At 47.3% G+C, this 12,643-nt stretch carries 6 protein-coding genes and 1 tRNA gene; 3 read left to right on the top strand and 4 right to left on the bottom strand.

Translation table 11 applies throughout. The annotated features are described in order from the left end of the window. Positions 1–318: 318 nt before the first annotated feature. From ACR6Z4_RS15865 to ACR6Z4_RS15855, 3 genes are all read right to left on the bottom strand, one after another. Positions 319–391, bottom strand: a tRNA-Met gene (locus tag ACR6Z4_RS15865). Between the two features lie 444 nt (positions 392–835). Next, positions 836–3,172 carry a LysM peptidoglycan-binding domain-containing protein gene (locus ACR6Z4_RS15860; protein ID WP_479718264.1) on the bottom strand — a complete coding sequence of 779 codons (2,337 nt, stop codon included), beginning with the start codon at positions 3,170–3,172 and terminating at the stop codon, positions 836–838. Positions 3,173–4,845: 1,673 nt separating this feature from the next. Next, entirely contained in the window at positions 4,846–5,304 is a 459-nt protein-coding gene (locus ACR6Z4_RS15855; protein WP_479718263.1) for a tRNA (cytidine(34)-2'-O)-methyltransferase, read from the bottom strand. Between the two features lie 367 nt (positions 5,305–5,671). Here ACR6Z4_RS15855 and ACR6Z4_RS15850 point away from each other — a divergent pair, with 367 nt between their 5' ends. After that, positions 5,672–5,851: a hypothetical protein gene (locus ACR6Z4_RS15850; protein ID WP_479718262.1), complete on the top strand. Its 180-nt coding sequence runs from the start codon at positions 5,672–5,674 to the stop codon at positions 5,849–5,851. A gap of 147 nt (positions 5,852–5,998) precedes the next feature. Here ACR6Z4_RS15850 and gshA read toward each other — a convergent pair whose 3' ends face one another. After that, complete coding sequence (gshA, locus tag ACR6Z4_RS15845) at positions 5,999–7,147, bottom strand: glutamate--cysteine ligase (RefSeq protein ID WP_479718261.1); 1,149 nt, start codon at positions 7,145–7,147, stop codon at positions 5,999–6,001. Between the two features lie 557 nt (positions 7,148–7,704). On the opposite strand from gshA, the gene ACR6Z4_RS15840 reads away from it, so the two are divergent. Beyond that, a complete protein-coding gene (locus tag ACR6Z4_RS15840; protein WP_479718270.1) occupies positions 7,705–8,511 on the top strand; it encodes a creatininase family protein in 807 nt (268 codons plus the stop codon). A gap of 1,063 nt (positions 8,512–9,574) precedes the next feature. Continuing rightward, on the top strand, positions 9,575–12,502 hold the full coding sequence (locus tag ACR6Z4_RS15835) for an EAL domain-containing protein (protein WP_479718260.1): 2,928 nt from the start codon (positions 9,575–9,577) through the stop codon (positions 12,500–12,502). The last annotated feature ends 141 nt before the right edge of the window (positions 12,503–12,643 follow it).

Genomic DNA, 12,643 nt, shown 5'->3' with positions numbered 1-12,643 from the left:
AAACCCAAAGCCAAAGCAAGAGGGAAGCAATGGTGAGCATGGCAAGATAATTCTCTGCCCGCTTCTCATAACGGGTAGCAATGCGTGCAAGTGAATCTTCGTACTGAAGTCACCTTTGCTGTACCCTACCACTCCCCGTTCGGCATGACTATCGGCTGCTCCTGTTGCATGTTAATGGGCACGAATCACGCTGCTATTTACAGCGTTTGCGATCACATTCTTTTCTGCGTTTCGCGTCCAAGTCAGCCGTTAAAGCGCAACTGTAGTCGCTCTATTGGAGACAATGATGGCTACCGTGTCCTTAGTCTTTATTCTTGATGGCTCAGGCGGGATTTGAACCTGCGACCTTGGGCTTATGAGTCCCCTGCTCTAACCACTGAGCTACTGAGCCGATTGAATTGCGCCACACGTAGTTTTTGCCATTAGCAAAGCTACGTTGTTGGCATCAAGCAACCTTATTAAGGTATCACATCAATGAGTGCGATCGCTAGCCTTGTACCAAAAATCTTTGTCTGTTCGATTTGCAAATATCACTTGAATATGAAGCAAATATGAAGCTGAAATTTTTTAAGAGGGGTGTGGCGGTCAAACCTTCACCAAGGAGGCAATGCCTCCTGAACCCTCTGTACTGAATCAACTTGTATATTGCTACATATAGCGGTGCACAGGTTCGTGAAATACGGGAGCGGTATGGTGGGGCGCTCCGCGCCCCAGCACACCGTACTAAATCAACCCGCACAGTGCTATAAACCTCCAAAAAGGACAGGTAGGCAAAAAAATAGAGGGAATTGGTTAAATTCCCTCGAGGCTGAACCTAATTTGTCTAAAACTAAGTTTAGCGAGGCAAATAAGCGACTGGATTGACAGTACCCTGGTCAGGCAGGTGAACCTCAAAATGGAGGTGGGGTCCTGTGCTGTAACCTGTGCTACCCACTTCAGCAATTTGCTGCCCTTGAGTAACCGTTTGCCCTGCTCGCACTAAACTGCGGCTCAGGTGAGCATAACGGGTCATACTACCGTCGGCATGGCGAACTTCAACCATATTGCCATAGCCACCAGAGTTCCAGCCAGATGTTTCAATGACACCATCTGCCGCAGAATAAACGGGAGTACCCACAGGTGCGCCGATGTCTATACCGCGATGCATTCTTCCCCAACGCCAGCCATAACCAGAGGTTAAAACGCCTCTTGCTGGCCAAATATAGCCATTGAAGGAACCCACTCCATCGGGCAGAAATGCTTCTGCGCTGGGCAGAGGCGGCAGGTCTGGAGACACCATCTGACCCGTAAGGGGTTGAATCAAAGGCTGATAATTTTCAGAACCGAGGGGTGCAACTGCAACTACTTGTGATTCAGATGCCGATGGCGCTTGAGGCAACAAGCTCTCAGCCGGAACCTGAGTTGACGACCGTACCGATGACATCTGGTTGGGAGATGCCACCTCTGGAATTTGATTGAATTGCCGTGGGCTAAATTGAGGATCGACCCGAGAGGGATCGGTCAAGTTGCCTACGGATGTGGTAGGAACGGTGGGCGCAGCTGCTACTACAGCAGGTTGCGGCGTTGCCACCAGAGCGTCTTCACGTTCAGCGCGATATCGATCTCTGAGGCTGATAATCTCAGTCATCAAATTCTCTACATAGGGGTTAGGAGTCCTAACCTCAGTAGGAGAGTTGCTAACTGGAGGCGTATGCAAAGGTGCCGACGCGACTTGCTGACTAGAATCAGATGGAGGAGTACCGATAAACTCGGTGGAGAATACAGCACTCGACCCCGTGATATCAGAAGGGGTTGCTGATGTTGCTGCACCGTAGGTATTGCCGGTATAAGGCTCTACAACGGGTGCAGTAGGGACATTGACAACCTCAGATAGCTGCGTTGATGCAACCACGTTGGAGGGCACTTCAGGAACAACCTGAGCCGATGGAACGCTGAAGGTTGTAGAACTGCTATCGAATGGCGCAGGTGTTGTAGATGAATCTACAAGATTCCCAGGATTTATCGCTGAGTCGGATGGTACCTGAAGCACCTGACCGATCAAGATAACATTGGGATTGTTGAGATGATTTAACTCAATCAGAGCGGCACGAGACACGTCGTGTAAACGAGCAATGCCGTCGATAGTATCTCCTGGAACGACGCGATAAACCAAGGAACTGGTTGGTGTTTCCGGTTTAACAGAGTCACTATTACCCAAAGAGGGAGACGATTGGGGAACAGTCAAAATCTGATCAACTTGAAGCCGATCTAAGTCGCCAAGTCGATTCACACGAGCCAGATCGTGCTGGGCGATGTGATGTTCGAGAGCGATCGACCCTAATGTGTCTCCTGGCTTAACCTGATAGGTCGTGAAGCCCGTCGCAATCGTAGGGGTACTGTCACCGCTGATGTCTGATGCAACTGGAGATGGGGCTGGATTATCTTTGGGTGGCGCGTAAGATGCTGCGGATTGGGGGGCAGCATTCGCGGGTGCTAAATCGGTAGATTCGGTAGATTCGGCTTGAGCTTTAGGCGCTGCATTTTCTGAGCTGACCTCAGCTTCATTTGACCGAAGTTCTGTCAGAGAATTTCTCAATCGGTCTCTTTGTTGGCGCAGACGTTGCAGAGAATCATCACGTTCTGCTTTTACGTCGCTTTCAACAGAGGAAACGGAACTACCGCTTTCAACAGCGGGATTGCTCTTGCTTTCAGGAGCAAGGGATTGAGATTCACGGGTCAGCGTACTGCCAGTTGAGATTGCAGCAGTATCATCGACGTGAGTTACTTGAGAGCTTCGGGCTTGAGTGGATACGGGCACTTGCAAAACTTGCCCGACTTGAATGACGGAATCCGCTGGAATGTCATTTGCTTCAGAAATGACATTGATGGAGACTTGATACCGCCGAGCCAAACTCCACAGAGTTTCCCCGTCACGAACTGAATGGCGAACCATGCGGATGGGGGCAGACTCTAACTCAACCTCAGCCCCTGAAGGAAGGGCTGCGACCTCGAACGCTAAGGGAAACACGGTTGTTGTAGATTCGGCTGACATCGGTTCAGCGGCTAATGCTCCATCATCCTGACGGGGTAATAGCAAGCTGGATGCTCCCATAGAGAGCGCCAGACCGATCATGGCGGCAGAAGTACGAGCTCTGCGGTTGCCTCCTGTAGAACTCTGCTTGGATTGACTCATGATGTCAATCTCTGAGAGATGGCAGGAAACAGGCTTAATCTTCTGCGGAAATGCTCGTTTCAAAGAACGACCTCCTAATGAGCAGCATTTAACTGTCCTCGAGTCACTTAACCTGTCGCACATAGTGAGCTGGATCACACAAGGGAGATAACCTAAATCACTGACTGCGCCATATGACTAGGTAAGATTACCCTGCTTTTTTGACTTAGACAAGCTTACACCAGTTAACAAAAAATTCAATACTGCAACTCTAAACAAAACTAATCATTCCCAAAAGCTTGAACTAATCTATCGCAATGCAGATGCTATGACGGATTTTTTTTGCATTCAACGGCATAGTGTAACTCAAACTCGACCAAATGCCATCTCATAATAAAAACTAGATCCATTTCTTTAAGGACAAAATAGCGATTTCAGAAACTATCTCGATCTTTCAGGCTTTGATGTGAACGTCCGGAACGTCTGATTTACCTTAGTTTTTCTTAATGGAAGGCATTGTTAATAGCCGATTGATTGAGCGATCGCCCAATGATTAAGTTGCCCATTATATATTTTGGAAATTCTGATAGGACAAGACCAGGATCATCGATAGAAAACAGTTAATTCACGGTTGACATGTCTCTTAACGGTTGTTCTAAAGACCCAGTGTGATGAAGCATCGCCATTAGATTCACGCATTTCGATAATGTATCTCAGACAACAATGTTTGTTTATATAAATTTCTTATGTAAGGCTAATAGCTTTAGTAGTGTAGAAGACTGAATATTCTGATTTAGTTGATCAAACCCAATTTGATTCAAAGGCTGGATCGCTTCATGGGCAATGCCTTGGGGCTAACCTGATGATGATTCAATTGTCAAATGACATTTTTGCCAGGTTGAATAATAAAAATGGCTCAATTTAGGCAATTTTTTGGCATTACCGTCCGCTGACGTCGTATTAAACAGCAGTCCATCGCTTTACAAGCATATAAATATTAAAAGATTTTAAGGGTTTAAGCGACGCTAAACGGCGTTTGTTGCGATCGCCATCTTACTCAATCAGAAATGCTGTAGTGCATTTGATCTGATTTTGCCCCGGTTGTTTGCTAAACACCTTGCGTCGTAATGCCTCCAGAGAAATCAAGTCAATTGCAATACATGTCAACGAGTTCGGCATTGCTGCCTATATAGCGGTACCCACTTGGGTTGAGTACGGGGTGTGGGGGTGGAACCCCCACGCAGGGGGCGGTGCCCCCTGCACCCCCTGTACTTAATCAACCTGCATATTGCTATATAAGGTATGAGCGGTGTTAATTTGGCGTCTGCCTTGCTCCTAAATCCCCCAATTCTGGGGACTTTAAGTTTTTTCCTCAAGGTTTGGTGGCTAAGGAAACCCGTCATATCTAGCAATTGAATGGTTCATGGGGACGGGGTGCAGGGGTTCCATCCCTGCACCCCGTCCTAACCAGCCCTTCGGTTGCTGTACCGATTCAGTAACCTCCTTATTTCAATAAATCGTGGGCATGACAATCTCTGAAATCCATTGAAGTGCAACGGTTTGACGCCTGAGAATCGTGGATTCGATGAAACCGAAGATTCATTTTTATCAGCGCGGCGTCGCCGCGCTGATAAAAATGAACGTCTGGGTTTTATTTAATTTGTGATCCTAAGGGGGATCAGACTCTACAAACTCTACAAATAATTGAGTTGTCGGCGAGCTTCAAATAGCCCTAAAGCAGCGCTAACCGATAGATTGAGGCTTCGAACACCCGGTTGAGCCATAGGGATATGAACCGTTGAGTCACAGCTTTTCAGCACCTCGGCAGGTAAGCCAGCCGTTTCGCAACCAAATAAAAGCCAGTCATCGGGTTGAAATTGAAATTTGATATAACTACAAGCGCCTGAAGTGCTGAATCCAACCCACCTTCCACCCCGATGTTGATGATAAAGTTGGAACTCTTCCCAAGACGGGTGATAGTGCAAATCAACGTAGCACCAATAGTCTAGCCCCGCACGCTTGAGGTAGCGATCGCTAATTTCAAACCCTAAAGGACCCACTAAATGTAGTTCCGTTTGAGTAGCGGCGCAGGTACGGGCAATATTGCCTGTATTAGGTGGAATTTGAGGATTGACTAAAACAACTTGAGGCATATAGCCAGGGATAGATGATGATGAACAACAAAACGGATTGATAGGCAGAAATGATTTAATACACAAATCTAACCCTAGCGACGTGAATCATATGTTTTTTTAATAAGTTGTCTAAAAAAAATACGGTCTTACCGTGATGAGTCCAAATCGTCAAAAAGTGATAACAGGGTTTCATTTTGCTTTCTAGACTACAAACTCTAGACGGTACTCCAGGTATTCTTTCCAGCTTTTATGATCGATTTAGAGCAAATTCAAAAGCAGATCGAGCAAATTAAACGAATTTTGCTTTAGAGAAAGCAGTACTCTTGTTCTAAATTTTGCAATCGAGGGGTGGCTTAAGATTTCAAATCAATGAACTTGTCATTGTTTGCGAGAGCGACGGCTCCGCCGTCGCTCTCGCAAACAGAATTGGGTTTATACCATCCTTAAGCCTGAGGATCGGATTCAGCAACGCCAATTTAGTAAAACGTCTTGGCGATCGCCCCGGCGCTATTCACCGAGTGCTGCCCCCATCCAGGGCAAGGGCTCTTATACCGATTCAATGTGAAGCTGCGTCTTATTCAACCCCCGGCTGTCGCCGTCCCCCTTGGCAAGAGGGACTACAGGGGGTTCTAGTTTGGCGCAACTTCATAAAAGATTGGTATTACTCGACTGCGAAAACCTTTGCCCAACGGCTATGCCTTAACGCTGAAATCTAGGCGACCAATGGCTGACAGAGGTCATCGGACAGTTCCATTTCTTGAGCCATTGCCGTTTCAATTGCCTGGATCATGACACTACGGCTGTCTAAACCCTGGTTATGTAACTTCAGCCAGCGCTGAGCTTCGTTGCCTTCTCGTAGAATTTTCTTGACTGGAGAGAGAAAACAATTAAAGCCCTGCTTTTTGGCAATCGCCTCTACTTCGCCATAGAGTTCTTGAATCCACTCGCGTGCCAGGATGGGTCGGCCATCTCGCCAATGCCGCAATTCGGCATCTAGACTCTGGTGTGCGGCTGCCATCTCATTGGCATCCGTGATTGCGATTAAATCGTCCGCGCGTGTAGCAGCAGGCAGAGTACTGCTGGTTAACGGATCTAAGGTTGGGTCTTGCAACAGTTGTTGAATGCGGGCTTCTAATAAAGCCGCGATCGCCAGCAAGGCAATGGGGTCAGAGACCAGATCACAGATCCGCAATTCCAGACGGTTGAGATTATAAGGACGGCGATCGCCGTTGGGTCTGACCGATGACCAGAGGTGGCGGACATTTTGCATCGTGCCTTGCACCAGTTGGCGTTCAGTCCATTCAATAAAATGGGCGTGGGTTTCAAATAGAGGGACATGGGTCGGTGTTTTAGGGAAAACGCTCCAGCGGGTAGAGTGGTTGCCCGTTGCCTGCCCATCTAAAAACGGAGATGAAGCACTGAGTGCCAGATATAGCGGGGCTTCTAGCCGTACTAAGCGACAGGCGCGCATCAGTAATTCTGGATCACTGATGCCGATATTGATATGAACGCTGGCAGTCACAACCGTTGTGCCGTAGGTCTGCTCAATAAACGAATGATAGGGATTGTTGGGATCAGAACGATAAAAGCGATCGCTCCCCCCCAACGATAAGGTGCTGCCAGGAATTAACGTGTAATTGCCCAAACGCTGTAAATAAGCTCTCAGCCGTTGTCGGGGACGCACTAAATCGCACAGCAAGCGCTCATATCGACATAGAGGCGCAGTTGTATATTCCACATTGCGGCTATCGGGTTCGCGAACGAAGCCATCCAGATCGGACACAATCTGATCGGAAAATCCAACGATATCTCCTTGGAGTGTTCCGGTATACATCTCAATCTCAAAACCTTTCGATAACATTGCCGTCTACTCCAGGTAGGGTTGCCAGTTGCCAAGCTTCTAGGGTTGGGGTCGTAGAGTGCCAAAACCATAAAAGTTGATGTCGATCCCGTCTAAACCCAATCTATGTTTTGGGAAATGGAGGGAAATGGAGTTTTGTTGTGAATAAAACTCTAGAGGTATAGCGTTGCTCTAACAGGTGAATGGGATGCAGAGATGGAGCCTCTGCATGGGATCGAAGTCCCCATCCCGCGTATTCGCAACTTGTCTGCAAACGCTACATCTATTTAGTATCTGGGAAAATTGTCCGATTCTGCTATCGGGTCGCCTTGATAGACCTGGCTTAAAACGACACTTGGCTTAGAACCGTGGGTTGAATAAAACCGGAGATTTATTGTTGCCAGCGCGGCGTTGCCGCGCTGGCAACAATAAACGTCTAAGTTTTATTGAATGCGTGAGTAGTGGTATTCATGTCATGATTTTTTATGGCGCGGGCGACGCCCGCGTCACAAAAAATCATTACTTTTTCGTGATCCTGAGAACTACATTTGGCTTTAATCATTATTGGGGACGACGATATGCACGGCTATATTCCGCCCGATCGATTTTTTCCCTACCTCACCTGGACTGACATTGAGGCAATGCCAGATAAGGCGAATGTGGTGATCATCCAGCCCATTGGTGCGATCGAGCAGCATGGACCCCATTTACCCTTGGTTGTGGATGCGGCGATCGCCACGGCGGTAGTGGGCAAAACCTTAGCCCATTTGCCGGTCGAGGTGCCTGCCTATGCCTTACCCCCCCTTTGCTATGGCAAGTCGAATGAGCATTGGCATTTTCCGGGCACAATTACGTTAACAGCTCAAACGTTAATGTCAGTTCTGACGGACGTAGGCGAGAGTATTTACCGGGCAGGATTCCGCAAATTGGTATTTCTCAATGCCCACGGTGGGCAACCCCAGGTACTCGAAATTGTGGCACGCGACTTGCACCAGCAATACGACGACTTGATGGTGTTCCCGCTGTTTGTCTGGAATGTTCCTAATGTCGCGGCTGAATTTCTTTCATCTAAAGAATTAGAGTTGGGGATTCATGCAGGAGACGCCGAAACGAGTTTGCTGTTATCGCTCTTGCCGGATCAGGTGCGAATGGCAGCGGCGATCGCTGAATATCCTCAAGGATTACCGGAAAATAGTTATTTGAGTATGGAAGGAAAATTGCCCTTTGCCTGGACTACCTGCGATTTGACCCGGAGTGGTACCTTGGGTGATCCGACCCGCGCAACCGCAGAGAAGGGCGATCGCCTGTTACAGTCGCTGGTAGAAAGCTGGGTCAACGTGATTCAAGATATCTATAGATTTCAGCAACCCAAAGCCTGGAAGTAAGGTCAAAGAGGTGTGACATGACGTCTAACCGAGTAGAAGCACCAGGAAAACGTCAGGACAATTTAACGCTGACTCAATCACTGGAGGATATGCGCAATTGGTTCACCTGTGGCTACGACTGTACCTAGCTGACTTGCGTACCGCCATACAGCACTGTGCGGGTTGATTCAGTACGGTATGGTGGGGTGCGAAGCGCCTCACCATACCGTTTTTGCACGTAAGAACCTTGTACACCGCTATATAGCAATCCTATTTGATTTGTGAAAATGACTAGTTGTGAAAGCGCCTGCCCTTCGGGCAGGCGCTTTCACAACTGACTCAGGATCGCTATATAACAGCGTTAGAACGAAAATTTATTTAACATAAGTAGTATAGCCATCCCAAATGATTTGTAAGATAAGCGGGTTGTGAGAGGCGCACCCCGCTGGGGTGCGCCTTTCACAACCCATTTAAGATTGCCCTATTAGATTATTGTGCGGATCCGTCGTGCTGCCATATCATTTCGTCGAATGAATAGACAGGTTTCTGTAAACTGACGGAGATTGAATGTAATGTTTTGGCTCAGTTAATTGCGCTGAAGTGCTGAGAAAATGGACTAATGTTTGTATGAGAATTTGGGCAATCTAGGGTATCCAGAGTCTAAGGATCATGGATTTAATAAAACCGAAGATTTATTGTTGCCAGCGCGGCTCCGCCGCGTTTCCAAAAATAAATTTCCGGGCGTTCTTTTAGGAGAGCAACGGCTCTGCTTTTGTTCTCTCAAACAGAATAGGATTTTATTAGACTCCCGACTCTTAGATGTAGTCTGTTCACCGTAAAAGACTATTCGATCTCTTTCAGATTAGTTTGGGCAGGGGCTTGGTTCTCTTCCAAACTAACCCCAAATTCTTAATTTGCAAGAGATCTAGTACACCAACTTAAAAGTTTTAGAGGGGGTGGAGGGGGTCAAACCCCCTCTTGGGGGCGCAGCCCCCAAACCCCCATGTTGCAAAATTTCGTGTTTGCAACACTAGTGATATAGAGAACTGTTCAGGATACTCCGTGTTTTCTCTACCCATGCCCCATGTTGCTTGAAAATATCGATGATCTTGCGTTTATTCTCGATCACGTCGATCAGGCGATCGCCCTCTTCACTCCCGATCGTCACCTATTGCGGTGCAACCAAAAATTTGCACATTTGTGGGCACTCTCTCTCCCCTGGTTACACGAACATCCTCATGCCGATTTAATTTGGAGTGAAATTGTCCAACAAGGATATTGGTCGGAGGGGCAACATATTGCGTTTCGACAGACGTTTAATCAGACCTTCAATCAAACCCGTACAGACTCAACCGTTTTTACCCTGCAACAAAATGACGGGGTTCCGATCAATCTGGCGATCGCGATCGCGGCATCTGGAACTGTGTTGCTTACGGTGCAATCGATGCCCCAATCCCTGGCGCTCATCCAGGCAACCAGTTTACTCGTAAGCGCTTCAGAATCTCAGTGTTTTAGCGAAGCTTGGCAACGAAGTGAAGAACGCTTTCGCTGTTTGATCGAAAACGCAGCCGATGCCTTTTTTCTATACGACTTGCAAGGCAATATTATTGATGTCAATCAACATGCCTGTGAGAGTTTGGGATATTCGCGTGAAGAGTTGCTAACTCGTTCCATCCAGAGTGTTGAAGATGGGGTAGATTTAGCCAGCATCTGTCGAGCCTTGACGCCGGGAGTGCCGATGACCTTAAATACCCGGCATCGGCGCAAAGATAACAGCACATTCCCCGTAGAAGTTCGGCTGGGGTTAATTGAACTGGATGGCACGTTATTAATTCTTTCCTTAGTGCGGGATGTGAGCGATCGCCTCTATGTGTTAGAACAACGGCAAAAAGCAGAAGCGGCATTACGCCAAAATGAGCAATATTATCGCGCGATTGTAGAAACTCAGACCGAGTTGGTAACTCGCTGGCTGCCCGATAGAACGCTGACGTTTGCCAACGAAGCCTATTGTCGCTGCATGGGAAAAAACTATGATGACGTGATTGGGCTAGATTTTTTATTGCTCGAACATGAATCCGATCGACAACGATTGCGCGATCGCGTTGACTATATTATCCGCACCCTCAATCCCAGTAACCCTACTCTGATCAGTGAACACTGGGCAGTCAATACCGACAGACAAGCCGTATTTTGTCGATGGAGCGATCACGGCATTTTTGATGCATCTGGACAATTAATCGAGATTCAGTCTGTCGGGCAAAATATTACCGAGCGAATTCAGACGGAAGAAGCCTTACGGCAAAGTGAAATTAAGTTTCGCACCCTGGCAGAAACGTTACCAGCAGCAACGTTTATTTATCAAGGAGATAAACTGCTGTATGTCAACCCTGCCACCGAAATTATTACAGAATACAGTCAGGCTGAATTATTAAGCATGAATTTCTGGGATGTGGTGCATCCTGACGATCGCGAACTTGTCAAACAACGGGGGTTGAAACGCCAACGGGGTGAGCCGATTCCCTCTCGTTATGAAGCCAGATTGGTAACAAAACAGGGAACAACACGCTGGGTTGATTTTAGAACCGAGTTGATTGAATATGACGGTAAACCCGCTGGTTTGGGAACCGCTTTTGATATAACTGCCCGCAAGCAAGTAGAAGAACAACTGTTTATTAATGCCTTTCACGACTCATTGACGGGTCTACCCAATCGAGCCTTGTTGATGAATCGGCTACAAACTGCCCTAACGATTGTTCAAGATCAACCCAATCGCCTGTTTGCCGTTTTATTTATCGATCTGGATCGATTTAAAGTTGTCAATGATAGTTTAGGTCATCTGGTTGGCGATCAACTTCTGATCCAGATCAGTCAACGCTTGCAGCACTGTGTTCGCATGGGCGATACGGTTGCTCGTTTGGGAGGAGATGAATTTGCTATCCTGCTGGAAGACATTCAAGGAATCAATGATGCTATTCAGGTTGCAGAACGAATTCAAGAACAACTGACGCATCCGTTTCAACTCCAGGACCATGAAATTTTTACCACGGCTAGTGTGGGGATCACGCTTAGCCGACACCAGAATACAGATGAACCTTACCGCAATCTAGAAGATCTATTGCGAGATGCGGATATTGCCATGTATCGCGCCAAGCATCGAGGCAGAGCATGTCATGAAGTATTTGATGGTGCCACCGATCTAGATGTGCTCAATCAACTCCAGGTTGAAACCGATCTCCGTCGGGTGCTGGAACGCAACGAGTTGCGCCTGCAATATCAACCAATCTTTTCATTAACACAAAATCGCTTACTTGGGTTTGAAGCCCTTGTCCGATGGCACCATCCTAAACGAGGAGTGATTTATCCTGGAGAATTTCTTCCGTTAGCCGAAGAGATGGGATTGATTGTTGCATTAGAAGAATGGGTGATTCAAGAAGCATGCTTGCAAATGAAACGCTGGCAGTCTGGAGGCTTGATCAGCAATACAGCAATCATTGGAATAAACGTGACCGGCAAACAATTTACCCAGCCTTACCTGATGCATCACCTCCGCCAAATTTTAGAAGCCATAGAGTTAGCACCGCAGACCTTACGGTTAGAAATTACAGAGACTGTATTGGTGGAACATCCAGAGATCGTTGCTGAAAACTTCCAGCAATTACAAACTCTGGGTGTGCAATTGTGCATTGATGATTTTGGCACTGGCTATTCTTCGTTAAGTCGTTTACATCGTTTCCCGATTGATGCCCTGAAAATCGATCGCTCGTTCATCAATCAACTCGGCAATCGGGGTGAAAGCTGGGCGATCGTCAAGACCATTCTGAATTTGGCAGAAAATTTAGGGATGACGGTGATTGCGGAAGGAATTGAAACCGTCGAACAATTGGTGCAGTTAATCGCATTGGGATGTGAAATGGGGCAGGGATATTTGTTTGCTCAACCGCTGGATGCCGCGTCTATGACGCAGCTGATTAAAGAAAAGTATCAATTTCGCAAAGATGTCCAGTTGTATTAGCGTTTGGGGGAAGGTTGAGGCGATCGCCATTCATCTGAATTGCAAAACCGTTCGATCTGATACAACTTTTCCCAGGTAGAGTCCTTACTATAGCCATCAAACTAACGTGGCTTAGCTTGGCGTGGCTTAAGCCTTTAGGAG

The organism is Calyptranema fuscum S582 (assembly GCF_055793305.1).
Note: the sequence above shows the minus strand (reverse complement) of the source record. Positions and strands in the feature narration are given on the sequence as shown.